Below are 13,007 nucleotides of genomic sequence, written 5' to 3' on the forward strand. Positions count from 1 at the left end.
GGGGTCCTCAATCAGCTACATATTCAGGCATCTCGGCAGCATCCAATGCCTGTGCCAGACGGGCTTCTTCGCCGAAGTATCTCGCCCGCTCCCAGAATTTCGGACGACCGATTCCGGTGGAGCGGTGGCGGCCGATGATCTTGCCGTTCGGGTCTTCGCCGACAATGTCGTAGAGGAAGACATCCTGGGTGGTGATGATGTCGCCTTCCATGCCCATTACTTCCGTCACATGGGTGATGCGGCGGGAACCGTCGCGAAGACGCGCCGCCTGAACCACCACGTCGATGGACGAAACGATCATCTCGCGCAGGGTTCTGGACGGAAGGGAGAAACCGCCCATGGTGATCATGGATTCCAGACGGGACAGGGCTTCACGCGGGGAGTTGGCGTGCAGGGTTCCCATGGAGCCGTCGTGACCTGTGTTCATGGCCTGCAGGAGGTCGAATGCCTCCGGGCCACGCACTTCGCCCACGATGATCCGCTCAGGACGCATACGCAGACAGTTCTTGACGAGATCGCGCATGGTGATCTCGCCTTCCCCTTCCAGGTTGGGCGGACGCGTCTCCAGGCGCACCACATGCGGCTGCTGCAGCTGCAGTTCGGCCGAATCTTCGCAGGTAATGATGCGTTCGGTGCTCTCGATATAGGCAGTCAGACAGTTGAGCAGTGTCGTCTTGCCCGAACCGGTACCGCCGGAAATCAGCACGTTACAGCGTGAACGGCCGATGATCTGCAGGATCGTCGCCCCTTCCGGCGTGATCGAGCCGAACTTGGTCAACTGGTCAAGAGTCAGCTTGTCGCGTTTGAACTTACGAATGGTGAGGGCCGGGCCATCGATGGCGAGCGGTGGCGCGATAACGTTGACACGGGAACCGTCGGGAAGACGGGCGTCACAGATCGGGCTGCTGTCATCAACGCGGCGGCCGACCTGGCTCACGATGCGCTGGCAGATGTTCATCAACTGCGCGTTGTCGCGGAATGTCACACCGGTCTGCTCAACCTTGCCGGAGGTTTCGATATAGACCGTGTGCGCGCCATTGACCATGATGTCGGCGATGTCGTCACGAGCCAGCAGAGGCTCAAGCGGACCATAACCAAGTACGTCGTTGCAGATGTCTTCCAGCAGGTCTTCCTGCTCTGAAATGGACATCACCACGTTCTTAAGCGCGATGATGTCATTCACGACATCGCGGATCTCGTCACGAGCATCTTCGGCATCGAGACGAGCCAGCTGTGACAGGTCGATCGCCTCGACCAGCGCATTGAAGATCTGGGCCTTGGTCTCGTAATATTCGCTGTTTTTCTTGCGCGCTACAGGGGCAGCCGGCTGGGGCTCGGACGGCGGAGGCGGTGGCGGAGGTGTCGGTGCGGTCGCCGGCTGGGAAGGCTCGGTCTGGATCTTCTGCGGCGCCGGTTGTTCCGGCTGTTTAGCCTGTTCCGCCGGCGCAGGTGTGTCCTGCAACCCGGGTATGCCACCTGGCCGAAGGGTCTGGGGTCCAGACGATGAGCTGCCACGTCTACCAAACATAACGAACTATCTGCTCCGCTCTCAGGCCGGCCTAGCCGGCCTTCCGCTTCAGTTTCGAAAGCAAACCACCGAGGCTCGACCTGGACGCCCTGACGGGCTGGGCCTTACCGGAGACGGCGTGTGCCAGATCATCAAACGCGCGCGCAATTGCGTGTTTGCCGTCAATCTCACCAATCATCTGTCCGTTGTTGGCTGCCGTTCCAAACAGTTGCGGCTCAAACGGGATTATCGCGTGAACCGACAGGCCGAGTGCTCCGGCAAATTCTTCCGGCTTGATTTCGGGGCGTTTGGGAACGTTGACCTTGTTCATGATGAGATGCGGCGGGCGGTCGTTCGGCCGCAGCTGCTTCAACATGTCTACAACGTTCTTGGCATTGCGCAGGTTGGCAAGGTCCGGCTCCGCGACAAGCACGATCTCGTCGACGCCAAGCAACGTGTTCTTGACCCAGGCATTCCAGGAATGCGGCACGTCCAGAACAACACTTGGGACCCCAGCGCGCAATGTGTCAACCAGCAGGTCGAAGGACTTCTCGCTGTAGTCGTAGGTGCGTTCGAGCGTTGCCGGTGCGGCCAGCAAACTCAGATGCTCATTGCACTTGGACAGGATGCGATCGAGATACGTTTCGTCCAGCCGCTCCGGAGAAGACACGGCCTCGAAAACGCCCTGGAGTGGATCCTGATTGTAATCCAGCCCGGCAGTGCCGAATGGCAGATCCAGATCTGCCACCACGACCTCACTTTGGAACACGCGGCCAAGTGCCCAGGCCCCGTTGTGAGCGATTGTCGAAGCACCGCAGCCCCCCTTTACGCCAAAGAACGCGATGGTCCGGCCAAGCGGCTCAGCCTCGGGATCGGCATAAAGGTTGGCAATTGAGCCGATCAGCTGGAACACGCTGACAGGCGTGATCAAATACTCGCTGACGCCGCGGGAAATCAGATCGCGATACAGCATGACATCGTTGACATCGCCGATGACGATCACCTTTGTACCGGCGTCGCAATATTCGGCCAAATGATCGAGGCTCGACAGAAGGTCTTCCCGCCTGCCGGACGTCTCAACGATGATCAGGTTCGGTGTCGGAGCCTGTTCGAAGGTTTCGATCGCCGCCGGGATACCGCCCATATCCAGCTTCAGGTGGGCCTTTGCCATGCGCCGGTCTTCCATGGCTGCCTCCGCCACCCGCATGGTGGCGTCGGTCAGGCAGAAGCCGTGCACCGTGATGCGTGGGATGGAGCCGATATGGAGACCATCATCGCTGCCCGCATAGTTGTGATCCGCAGGCTCGGAAATGGGATCCATGTAGCCGGACATATCTTTCAAGTCTGGGTTGGCACTCATAGCTATCCCCTAGTCCTCGGCAACTTCGGCGCCGACACCTTCGGTGAAGTCACCCGCGGTGACTTCACCCTTCCGGTATTTTTCTATGACCACAGCTCGCCGGCCCTGATCAGACGGGTCGGATGCTCTCGGCGTGATCAGGTCGGACGGATTGTCGACCATTGCCGCCAGGTTCGCCTGGCTGGCACATCCGAAGTTCTCGTAGTTGAAGTTTTCGCCGAAGCCGCCGCCGATGTTTTTCGGCCAGGCCCCACACTCGCCCGCAGTTGCCTGCATGCGCGCATAGGACAGGCGGATCGGTGCATCCGCGCCGGGATCACCCACCGAGTAGGTTCTGGTGCTGATCCTGTTCCTTGAAACGCCCCCGCGCTGCAATGCCTGACGGATCTTCGGCGTGATGGAATGAACCGCAGCCTCGTTGGCCCCACCAGACGGCACCAGGATCTCGACGGATCCGTCGCCCTTTTGCCGGGACTGCTGGCCAAAGGCGGCAATGGTGCTTTCGATCGGCCCGTTGATGTTACGCGTGTTGCGTCCAACAGGGAGATCCAGCGTTTCCGGCTCTTCGGTGATCACGATCGGGTGCATCAGCCTGTAGTCGTGAGATGCCAGAAGCTGGCTCTGCGATTGGTTCTGGCAGCCAGCTGCGATCAGGCACCCAAAGACCACAAGTGCGGTTTGCGAGAGCGTCTTGCTGCGGACCGTGTTTGACATGTTCATCCGTCCGTTCTCACTTGTAGATAAAGCCAACCTGACCGTGATAGATGCCTTCGGCGGCGGCTCCGGTCGGGTTGTAGATCTTGTTAAGCCGGTTCAGGAAAATCGTCTCGGCATCCGACGGCGCCATCAGGTTCTTGTCCGGGCGCTGCAGCTTGCTGACTGCAACCGGTTGAACCACGTAGGGCGTCACGAAGACCGCCAGTTCCGTCTGCTCACGCAGGAAGTCGCGGCTCTTGAACAGCGCGCCCAGGATCGGGATCTGCATCAGCCCCGGAACACCTTCGATCGCCTGCTGATAGGATTCCTGCAGAAGGCCGGCCATCACCAGCGTGCCGCCGGACGGCAGTTCCATGGTTGATTCCGCACGGCGTACTTTCAGGGCGGAAATGGTGATCCCACCTGCGGAGACCGCGCCATCGTTGCTCAGTTCGCTGACTTCGGTCTTCACGCGCAGACTGATCCGACCTTCGGACAGAACCACGGGCGTAAAGTCGAGACCGACACCGAACTTCTTGAACTCGACGCTGATCTCGCCGTCCTGCTGGGAAATCGGGATCGGGAATTCGCCACCTGCGAGGAAACTTGCGTTTTCGCCGGAAATCGCGGTCAGGGTCGGCTCAGCCAGTGTGCGGATGACCCCCTCACGCTGCAGGGCCTCCACCTGTGCGGTGATGCTCGTCGCTCCCGCAGACAGCTGCGTACCGCCAACTGCCTGGTTCACGATGGAAGGGTTCACGGTGAAGTTCGGCAGGCTGGACATGAAGGGCGTGAAATTGCCAACGCCGATGGTGCCCTGGAACTGGACGCCGAGCTGCTTGATGATCGAGCGCTCGACTTCCGCGACCGTGACCTTCAGGTGAACCTGATCCTTGCCGGCGACGGAAATCAGGTTGATGACTTCGCTTGCGCCCTTGGCACCTTGAAACTTCGCCGCGATATCCGCTGCCTGCTGGGCTTCCAGCGTGCTTTTGGTCGTCCCGCTGAGCACAACACTGCCGTTGATCGATTCTGCGGAAATGTTGGAACCGGGAATAAGCTTCCGGATGATCCGGGTAATATCGGATGTATCCTTTTCGACACGGACGTCGAAGCTGGCCAGCTCCCGGCCGCTGCGACTGAAAAGAACCAGTCGAGACTGACCCGCGGTATTGCCGATCACGAAGATGCGGCGCGGTGTTCTGAGGACGGCATCAGCGATTTCCGGGTTGGACACCAGCACATCGGCTGCGTCTTCCGCGAGATTGACCACCACCGACCGGCCGACGCCGACGTTCAGGATGCGGCCCGTTGCCCGTTCACCGGCGGCGATATGGACCTGGCTCGGGAAGTTGCCTTCCGCCTGCGCTGCCGGAGCCGACACTCCCATCAGTCCTCCGAGCAAAACAGCCGTGGCAGCCAGCTTGTGAAGATAGTTTTTCATCGCGCCCCTCTTGCTGGACGTTCTGTTTTCAACCGGGCTCATTGCGCACCTGCCTGGCTTGTCACGCCATATTTCACGTAGCTGACACCTCGGCGGCGACCGCCCTCATCGTCCGCGTCATCGGCGGAATCCTGGGCACTGCGCAAGGCAAGCGCGATCGTGCCGATCTGCTGCGACTGAGCGACCACCTCGGACTGAGGCAGGGTCAGTTCCAGCGTGGCCGTGCGCTTTGGTGACAGGTTCTTCTGGTCCTGCTCGCCTGCGGTCGTGCTGTCGATTGCCAGGACGCGGATGTTTTCCAGGATCGTTTCGCTGAGAGCGCCCGTATCCGACTTGCGGGTCAGTATCAGGTCGACCTTGTCGCCCGGCAGAATGAAACCGCCTGCCGTTGTTTCTGCTTCCACGCTGACGGCGATTGCGCGTTTGCCTTTGGGCAGGATCGCCGCCATGAATCCCTTGTCGGTATTAATAAGACGCTCGGGGCGAACGGGCTCACCTGCAAAAATCGGTGCCCGGGCGATTCGGCCTTCATATTCCTCGTTGGCCAGAGGCGAGGCTTCTTTCGTCACGGCTCCGAAGGGAACGGCATCTTCAGGCCATTTCGCCCAGCTCATGTCGTCCGCCGTGAGTTTGGCACCGAGCGGAATATCCCTTTGGGCAACCAAAACCTGCGTTTTGGTCTGCTCGGCGGCAGGTGCCTGTACGATCTGAGGCTCTGCTGGCTTGTTGCCCGACATCATGACCATACGGAAAGCGATGATGCCTGCCGCTACAGCAATTGCCAGGACGAAAATTCGCGCGATTTTCATGACCAAAACCCAATATTCCAATGCGCACATGCGCTGTTCCCGACTAGGATGAGGGGTAATTGGTCAAAACATGGTTAATCAGATATGGATGTTTTCGGTTAATATTCGTTAACTTTACTGAACACTTTCTTAAATTGATGCATTCTGCAACGAATACTGGGCCACAACACCGTCTCACAGCTTCAAAGACCGTGTTTTTGCTTGTCTGAAACACCTGCAGACAAATTGGATTGCGGCGGCCTGAAGCAGAAAAATCCGTTCGCCGGCTAGCGTTTGCCAACCAGGGGCAAATGGCTCACTTCAAAGTGATGACCCATAACGGTAGTCGAAGACCAACAGGTCTTCGGCCAGGCGCGATTCGACCCGGCAGCCAAAGCCCATCAGGACCAGACCTCAACGAATGAGGTCGAACCAATAAGTAGAGGAATAGACCTGAAGACCGGCAATCGCGATTGCGATGCCATAGGGAATGCCGCTTTTGCTGTCGTGCAGACGAGCGAACCATTCCTGGCGATAGAGCACGGACGGCACCACCGCATTCTGCCGTAAGGCCAAAAGCCCCAGTGTCAGAAACATGCCGTAGACAGCAACAAAGAGAACGAACATCAGCAGTTCTTGCGAAAAACCAATCCAGAGCGCGATGGCACTGATGAACTTGACATCGCCTCCGCCCATCCATCCGAAGGCGAAGAACAGGAAACAGGGGGCAAAAACGACCGCAAAGGCGAGTGCATGCATTCCCCAGGCTTGCAATGGCAAGCCTGTCGCGACTGCCAGGATGGCAAACCCTGCGATCAGCAGCAGGGAAACCCGGTTCTGGATAGTCATTGTCAGCAGATCAGATGCGCCGCCAAAGGCGACCAGCATCGGAAAAATGACAAGAATTGCGGCCTCTATCATTGGACCCTCAATCAAACTCAAACACAGAGCATTTCATTACCAGTAGAGAGTTAACACTTCGCAGCTAACTGACGAAAAACGAAAAAACGGGCAGTAAACTGCCCGTTTTCTCATTCAGGTCATCAACCTGGCGAATTGCTTAAGCGCGTTAGATTAGCTGCCAGCAGCAGAAGTCAGGCGCGTCTGAATGTTGGTGAACACCGCAGTCAACGAAGTACCGGTTGCAGCGAGTGCGCCGATGATGACGATGGACAGCAGGCCAGCGATGAGGCCGTATTCGATTGCAGTTGCGCCAGATTCGTCTTTTACGAAACGGTTGATAAGAGATTTCATGTCTTTTGCTCCAAGTACCACTGAATTGACAGCTTCAAGTCCGTCGGATCTTTTGTGTCCGATTGGACATAGGCTCACCCTAGGACAGAGAGCTTTCCAAGCAGTTAAATTTACCATCCCAACCAAAAAGAATGCTGGCAATTATTACTATAGTTAACAAGACGTATAGATAAAAATCCGTTAATACGATCAAAAAACTTTAATATAAACGCGCATAATTCAATAAAATACAGAATTATATATATACTCACGCGATTTATCCAGTTTGTTTCTTAGATTTTATTTTGGGACTGATCGGCCTTATACGCTAATTCCCCGAACTTCTATTTTTCTTCCCGCCTCTGAAATTTTACCGAGGGAGAAGAATATCCACGCATCCACGAATAAAGACAAAACAAACGTAGAATCGTTCCTGAAAAAGCAAAAGAACATCCATTTACACTTCCTTCGCCGGGTCGTTAGCAGATCGTTCACCACGTTTGACGCATGATCTTCTATGGAAATGCACAATTGGAGTATCCATAGGCATGTTTGCGCAGCTAATCAGATGGACAAGCCTTTTCGCCGTTGCCTTTGGCGCGACCGTTGCGGTCGCACAGGATGGTCCTGTGCTTGTTACGGTCGATCGCGCCAAGGTCTTTCGGATCGAGGACGGCGCCGCAGCGGTTATTGTCGGCAATCCCTTTATCGCGGATGTCGCAATGTTCGATCAGAACACCGTTGTCATTACCGGCAAGAGCTACGGCACAACGAACCTCGTGATCCTTGATGGCGACAACAAGCCGATCGTTGATGAAGTCATCACGGTGAAGGCTTCGGATGATGACGTCGTCTCCGTTTACAGGAAGGCCTCGCGGGAATCGCTGTCCTGCAATCCGGCATGCGAACCGGTATTGCGACTCGGAGACTCGATTGAAGCCTTCAAGGAAACCGCAGATCAGGCAAGCGCACGCAACGATTTGGCGACTAAAGCAGCCGGCGGGCTGTAGTATCGCATTCCCAACGGAGTAATCACCGAATGCGCTTGTTGAAACGGCTGGTCGTCTCGCGACGGAGAAGAGGTTTTACCTCGTTTGGCAAGGACAACAGCGGGGCGACAGCCGTCGAATTCGCAATGATTGCATTGCCATTCTTTACCGTTATTTTCGGGATCATTGAAGTCGGACTGTCCCATTTCGCGAACCGAATGGTTGACAATGCTGTAATCACGGCTGCACGTGAAATCCGTACGGGTCAGGCCCACGAAGGCGGATATGACTCAAATACGTTCAAGACGCGAATCTGCAGCAACCTGCCAGACTTTCTCTGTTCACTAGATCGTCTGGTAGTCGACGTCGACAAGGTAGAAAGCTTTGCCTTGGCCAAATCCGCCGGCGAAAGTCTCTACGATGAAGACGGCAACCTGAAGGAAGAGTCCAACTACGAAGACGCCGGTGCGGGCGAGATCGTCGTGGTCAACGTCATCTACAGGTGGCCGATGATCACGTCGCTTCTGTCGCTCAACCTCGCCGATCATGGCAGCGAACGCTATCTCACCTCTACATTGGTGTTTCGAAATGAACCCTGGAGCTAAGATGCGTCTTCATTTCAAAAAGGTCAGGCACCGGCTAGGCAGATTCAGAGCTTTCAGCGCTGACAAACGGGCCATCTCCACCATAGAATTTGCTATGATCCTCCCGTTCTTGCTGGTGCTTTTGATCGGCATGGAGGAAGTCTCTGGCACCCTGAACCATGACCGTAAGGTCAGCCGTATTGCCAACTCGGTCGCCGATCTTGTGGCCCAGGCGCAGACAATTACCCCTGCCGACCTGAGCGCCATGATGGCTCTGGGCGGCAAGATCCTGGATCCTTATCCGGACACCAACCTGGAAACGATCGTCGCCAGTGTAACCTTTGACGAAGACGGTGATCCTGCTGTCGACTGGAGCTACTCGTCCAAAGGCGGCAGCCCGTGGGCGGAAGGGTCCACACCACCGATTGAACTACCAGAAACAGTGGCCGTCCCGAACTCCTCCATCGTCGTGACGCAGACCAACCTAAACTATGTGCCGACGTTCTCCGGTCTTTTTACCGAGTATTTTTCCCGGGCATCCTCGATCGACCTGAGCGATACCTATTATCTGCGCCCGCGATTGACCGATACCGTCAAGTGTCCGGCCTGCTGAAGATAAACGCCGAACGTCTTGGAAACGGGCATTGCAGCGCCAGAACGTGTCTGTTTCGCGTTACGTGATCCCGTTTCAATCGGCCGGACACGCGCCTACGCTAACTCCCGTATTTGTAACGTCGCACATTCCGGCTAATCTGCTCCGGAATGCTGCGTCGCAATATGCACTTTTAAGTATGGGATTTTTGAACCGATGGCGACAAACAAGACTTACGATCAGATCAAGGTCGGCGATACCGCAGAAATCGTCCGCGAATGCTCCTCCAACGACCTTCTGGTTTTCGCGCACGCTTCCGGCAATCACAATCCGATACATCTTCCCGACACGGACTGGACCGGCGATGGCCTGGTCGACAAACCGGTAGCACCGGCCATGTGGGTCGGGGGGCTTGCCTCCGCGGTGCTCGGCAACATTCTTCCCGGACCCGGCACGATCTACAAGGCGCAGTCGTTCCGCTTTCTGAGCGGAGCTGCGGTCGGCGACAAACTGCATGTCAGGGTCACGGCAACCGAAAAACGTCCGGACAACATTGTCCTGTTCGACATGTCGGTAACACGGGGAGACGGTACCCGCCTTGTTGAAGGCGTTGCCGAAGTCGCCGCGCCGACAGAGCTTATCGAATTCGATTCCAGCGACATTCCGGCGATCCTGGTGCAGCGCCACCGGCACTTCAACCGGATGATCGAACTGGCAAAGACACTGCCTGCCTTGCCGACCGCGGTGGCAGCGCCAGACGATCCCAACTCGCTGGAAGGTGCCTTGATGGCCGCCCGCGAGGGGTTGATCATGCCGATTCTGATTGGCGCGAAGAGCCGGATTGAAGCTGCAGCCAAAGAACTCGACGAAGATCTCGGTCCGTATGAGCTGATCGATATCGAAGATGAAATGGAAGCGGCCGGCCGTGCCGTTGCGCTGGTCCATGAAGGCCGGGTCAAGGCCGTGATGAAGGGCCACCTTCACACCGACCATCTTCTGCACCACGTGGTCAAACGCGATGGCGGGCTCAGAACCAAACGGCGTATCAGCCATGTCTTCGTGATGGACATCCCGGGCCGCAAGACCCCGGTCCTGATTTCGGATGCTGCAATCAACATCACGCCCGACCTCAACACCAAGGTCGACATCACCCAGAACGCCATTGATGCCGCCCTGTCTCTCGGCCTGGAAATGCCGCGCGTCGGGGTCCTGTCCGCCATCGAAACCGTAAACCCGGCGATCCCGTCCAGTCTCGATGCGGCGGTTCTTTCCAAGATGGCCGAACGTGGACAGATCACCGGTGCGATCGTCGACGGTCCCCTGGCAATGGACAATGCGGTCGATGTGCAGGCAGCCCGGACCAAGGGCATCACCTCGCTGGTTGCCGGACATGCAGAGGTCCTGATCGTACCGAACCTGGAATCGGGCAACATGCTCGCGAAGGAATTGACCTTTATCGCCCACGCGGAAGCGGCCGGGCTTGTGATCGGAGCGAAGGTCCCCATCATGCTGACGAGCAGAGCCGACGACAGCCGCGCCCGCCTCGCCTCCTGTGCCCTCGCCCTGCTCTACATGCACTGGCAGGCAACCGGCAATCCGGCAGGTATCCTCGACCGGGACGGCGAGTAACCATGGATCCGGTCATTCTTGTCCTCAATTCGGGCTCATCCTCGATCAAGTTCACCCTTTATTCGGGTGACACCGTTCAACTCAAGGGGCAGATTTCCGGACTGGGTGCCCAGCCGCATATCTCCCTTGCCTCACGGGTTTCCGACACAAGGGTGGACCGGCAACTGTCCGCGGACGAAGGCAGAAGCCACGGGGCTTCGCTCGCAGCGCTCCTGCCGGTTCTGGAACAGGAACTTGGTGGACGCAGTGTCGATGCAGTAGGTCATCGGGTCGTCCACGGCGGTGTCACCCACACCGAACCGGTTCGCCTGACGGCTGAGATCCTTGAGGACCTAAAGGCGCTCGAACCGCTTGCGCCCCTGCATCAGCCGCATAATCTGGCAGGGATTACCGCAGCCAGGGAAGCCTTTCCTGAGGCCATGCAGGTCGCCTGTTTCGATACCGCCTTCCATCGCAGCCACCCTTGGGTCAACGATACCTTCGCCCTGCCCCGGCCTCTCTATGACGAAGGTGTACGCCGCTACGGCTTTCACGGCCTGTCCTACGAGTACATATGCTCCTATCTGAAGCAGGCTCATCCTGAAATCTATAAAGGCCGGTTAGTCGTCGCCCACCTCGGCAACGGCGCCTCCATGTGCGCTATTCGAGAAGGCCAGAGCATCGGGTCGACGATGGGCTTCACCGCGCTTGATGGCTTGCCGATGGGCACGCGCTGCGGCCAGCTCGATCCGGGCGTGGTGCTGTATCTGCTGACGACAAAGGGCATGAGCCCAGATGCGGTCTCCGACCTGCTGTACAAGCAGTCCGGGCTCAAGGGGCTTTCCGGCATCAGCCAGGACATGCGCACCTTGACGCAGAGCGACGATCCGAAAGCCGCCGAAGCCATCGATTATTTCGTCTTCCGCATCCGGCGGGAACTCGGAGGCATGGCCGCCGTTCTGAGCGGTCTCGACACAGTGGTCTTTACCGGTGGGATCGGCGAGAACGCTGCCCTGGTCCGTGAGAAGGTCTGTGCCGGTCAGGAATGGCTCGGTCTTGAAATCGACCCGGTCCAGAACGAGGCTGGAGCGGAGATGATCTCCACCGACACCTCCAGCATCAATGTACTGGTCATTCCGACCGACGAAGAAGCAATGATCCGGCGCCACACCGAACGGCTTCTGGGCAGCGCCGCCGCTGGTGCCTGACGATCGTTCAACCGCTGCAGGGTTCCTTCAGCGGCCTGCTGGATCCAGCAGCGTGGCGTAATCGTCCTCGTAAGTGCGCAGCACCGGCCGGTAGTCGGCATGCACCACAGGCTCGAAACCGCCCGGCAGGTCTGGTTCGATAGCCAGATAGGCGTCGGGTGCTTCCCGGCGCATGTCCATCAACCCGGCCCTGAGACGCCGTTTCAACGCGTCAGGCAAATCCTTGCGCACACTGTGAGCGGAATAGGGGATCGGCGGCGAGCGCCAGACGATTTCCAGATCCTTGAAACCGCGCTCTCCCGAAACATAAAAATCATTGAGTGTTCCGGCCGTATAGCCATTCTTTGCCTCCCCCGCCAATGACGACCAGCCAAGGGTCGCATCGACACGGCCGTCCAGAACGGCGCGGAGGCCCTCAACAGGGTCCTTCACCTCAACAAGCGCGGTGAAATGCGCGCGCGCGTCAACACCGTCAGCCGCCAGATTGGCGAGCGGAACACGATAACCGGTCACGGAGTCGGTACCACCGACAGCAAGGCGCTTCCCCTTGAGGTCTGCCAGGGTTCCCTGCTCTGCGCCGCGCTTCGCGATCAGAATGGCGTAAAAGCGCGCTGGAAAATCATCCGGAGCGGCGGTGACCAACGGCTCTACGCAACTGCAGAGCTGATGCACGGCAGCATAAGCAGATGGTGAAAGGCGAGCATAGTCGATCTTTCCGGAAGCAAGCGCCTCAACAGCATCGGCCATGGTATCCATCAGAAAGAGGTCAACCGGCAGGTCGGCAATTTCCTCAAGCGCGAGGCGGAAAGGCTCCACCCGGTCCCGGGCCCCTTCATCTGCCGCCACGACAACACCGAGGCGCAGCCGATCGGGCATGGTCTCCGGATCCTGTGCACTGGCGGTGGCAGCGGTGAGAAAGACTGCCGCGAGAATGGGGGCCAGCCAGCGGAACAGGAGATTTACAAGTGCCATATTGCCGACATAACCTTCTGATGAAA

At 57.8% G+C, this 13,007-nt stretch carries 13 protein-coding genes; 5 read left to right on the forward strand and 8 right to left on the reverse strand.

The features are described from left to right. Positions 1-7: 7 nt before the first annotated feature. The 7 genes from FIU93_RS02170 to FIU93_RS02200 all read right to left on the reverse strand — a co-directional run bounded on the left by FIU93_RS02170 (position 8) and on the right by FIU93_RS02200 (position 7,049). A complete protein-coding gene (locus FIU93_RS02170) occupies positions 8-1,528 on the reverse strand; it encodes a CpaF family protein (RefSeq protein WP_173017248.1) in 1,521 nt (506 codons plus the stop codon). Positions 1,529-1,559: 31 nt separating this feature from the next. Further along, positions 1,560-2,867 carry a CpaE family protein gene (locus FIU93_RS02175; RefSeq protein ID WP_152504715.1) on the reverse strand — a complete coding sequence of 436 codons (1,308 nt, stop codon included), beginning with the start codon at positions 2,865-2,867 and terminating at the stop codon, positions 1,560-1,562. Positions 2,868-2,876: 9 nt separating this feature from the next. Continuing rightward, the gene (locus FIU93_RS02180; RefSeq protein ID WP_208993399.1) at positions 2,877-3,581 is read right to left on the reverse strand and encodes a CpaD family pilus assembly protein; all 705 of its coding nucleotides are present in this window, start codon (positions 3,579-3,581) and stop codon (positions 2,877-2,879) included. A 16-nt stretch (positions 3,582-3,597) separates the two neighbouring features. Continuing rightward, the gene (locus tag FIU93_RS02185; RefSeq protein ID WP_077290872.1) at positions 3,598-5,007 is read right to left on the reverse strand and encodes a type II and III secretion system protein family protein; all 1,410 of its coding nucleotides are present in this window, start codon (positions 5,005-5,007) and stop codon (positions 3,598-3,600) included. 38 nt (positions 5,008-5,045) lie between these two features. Then, entirely contained in the window at positions 5,046-5,816 is a 771-nt protein-coding gene (cpaB, locus tag FIU93_RS02190) for a Flp pilus assembly protein CpaB (RefSeq protein ID WP_031268903.1), read from the reverse strand. A 393-nt stretch (positions 5,817-6,209) separates the two neighbouring features. Continuing rightward, a complete protein-coding gene (locus FIU93_RS02195; protein WP_152504716.1) occupies positions 6,210-6,716 on the reverse strand; it encodes a prepilin peptidase in 507 nt (168 codons plus the stop codon). Between the two features lie 153 nt (positions 6,717-6,869). Continuing rightward, positions 6,870-7,049: a Flp family type IVb pilin gene (locus FIU93_RS02200; protein ID WP_152504717.1), complete on the reverse strand. Its 180-nt coding sequence runs from the start codon at positions 7,047-7,049 to the stop codon at positions 6,870-6,872. A 527-nt stretch (positions 7,050-7,576) separates the two neighbouring features. Between FIU93_RS02200 and FIU93_RS02205 the strand changes: the two genes are divergently transcribed. The 5 genes from FIU93_RS02205 (at position 7,577) to FIU93_RS02225 (ending at position 12,009) form a co-directional block, all read left to right on the forward strand. After that, the gene (locus FIU93_RS02205; RefSeq protein ID WP_152504718.1) at positions 7,577-8,038 is read left to right on the forward strand and encodes a pilus assembly protein N-terminal domain-containing protein; all 462 of its coding nucleotides are present in this window, start codon (positions 7,577-7,579) and stop codon (positions 8,036-8,038) included. Positions 8,039-8,067: 29 nt separating this feature from the next. Continuing rightward, positions 8,068-8,622: a TadE/TadG family type IV pilus assembly protein gene (locus FIU93_RS02210; protein WP_152504719.1), complete on the forward strand. Its 555-nt coding sequence runs from the start codon at positions 8,068-8,070 to the stop codon at positions 8,620-8,622. Between the two features lie 94 nt (positions 8,623-8,716). Beyond that, positions 8,717-9,214, forward strand: coding sequence for a pilus assembly protein (locus FIU93_RS02215; protein WP_152504720.1), 498 nt, complete (start codon positions 8,717-8,719; stop codon positions 9,212-9,214). A gap of 195 nt (positions 9,215-9,409) precedes the next feature. Continuing rightward, a complete protein-coding gene (locus FIU93_RS02220) occupies positions 9,410-10,822 on the forward strand; it encodes a bifunctional enoyl-CoA hydratase/phosphate acetyltransferase (RefSeq protein WP_022999747.1) in 1,413 nt (470 codons plus the stop codon). A gap of 2 nt (positions 10,823-10,824) precedes the next feature. Continuing rightward, positions 10,825-12,009, forward strand: coding sequence for an acetate/propionate family kinase (locus FIU93_RS02225; protein WP_152504721.1), 1,185 nt, complete (start codon positions 10,825-10,827; stop codon positions 12,007-12,009). Positions 12,010-12,036: 27 nt separating this feature from the next. Here FIU93_RS02225 and phnD read toward each other — a convergent pair whose 3' ends face one another. Beyond that, positions 12,037-12,981, reverse strand: a complete 945-nt coding sequence (gene phnD / locus FIU93_RS02230; RefSeq protein WP_209010266.1) for a phosphate/phosphite/phosphonate ABC transporter substrate-binding protein — start codon at positions 12,979-12,981, stop codon at positions 12,037-12,039. Between the last annotated feature and the right edge of the window lie 26 nt (positions 12,982-13,007).

This window comes from Labrenzia sp. THAF35 (assembly GCF_009363595.1).
In the GTDB taxonomy this organism is placed as follows: Bacteria; Pseudomonadota; Alphaproteobacteria; order Rhizobiales; family Stappiaceae; genus Roseibium; species Roseibium algicola.

Excerpts from the sequence above, each read along its gene's own strand:
- FIU93_RS02195 (WP_152504716.1), bottom strand. The coding sequence starts at position 6,716 with ATGATAGAGGCCGCAATTCTTGTCATTTTTCCGATGCTGGTCGCCTTT.
- cpaB (WP_031268903.1), bottom strand. The coding sequence starts at position 5,816 with ATGAAAATCGCGCGAATTTTCGTCCTGGCAATTGCTGTAGCGGCAGGC.
- FIU93_RS02170 (WP_173017248.1), bottom strand. The coding sequence starts at position 1,528 with ATGTTTGGTAGACGTGGCAGCTCATCGTCTGGACCCCAGACCCTTCGG.
- FIU93_RS02225 (WP_152504721.1), top strand. The coding sequence starts at position 10,825 with ATGGATCCGGTCATTCTTGTCCTCAATTCGGGCTCATCCTCGATCAAG.
- FIU93_RS02200 (WP_152504717.1), bottom strand. The coding sequence starts at position 7,049 with ATGAAATCTCTTATCAACCGTTTCGTAAAAGACGAATCTGGCGCAACT.
- FIU93_RS02185 (WP_077290872.1), bottom strand. The coding sequence starts at position 5,007 with ATGAAAAACTATCTTCACAAGCTGGCTGCCACGGCTGTTTTGCTCGGA.
- FIU93_RS02175 (WP_152504715.1), bottom strand. The coding sequence starts at position 2,867 with ATGAGTGCCAACCCAGACTTGAAAGATATGTCCGGCTACATGGATCCC.
- FIU93_RS02220 (WP_022999747.1), top strand. The coding sequence starts at position 9,410 with ATGGCGACAAACAAGACTTACGATCAGATCAAGGTCGGCGATACCGCA.
- FIU93_RS02180 (WP_208993399.1), bottom strand. The coding sequence starts at position 3,581 with ATGTCAAACACGGTCCGCAGCAAGACGCTCTCGCAAACCGCACTTGTG.
- FIU93_RS02215 (WP_152504720.1), top strand. The coding sequence starts at position 8,717 with ATGATCCTCCCGTTCTTGCTGGTGCTTTTGATCGGCATGGAGGAAGTC.
- phnD (WP_209010266.1), bottom strand. The coding sequence starts at position 12,981 with ATGGCACTTGTAAATCTCCTGTTCCGCTGGCTGGCCCCCATTCTCGCG.
- FIU93_RS02210 (WP_152504719.1), top strand. The coding sequence starts at position 8,068 with ATGCGCTTGTTGAAACGGCTGGTCGTCTCGCGACGGAGAAGAGGTTTT.
- FIU93_RS02205 (WP_152504718.1), top strand. The coding sequence starts at position 7,577 with ATGTTTGCGCAGCTAATCAGATGGACAAGCCTTTTCGCCGTTGCCTTT.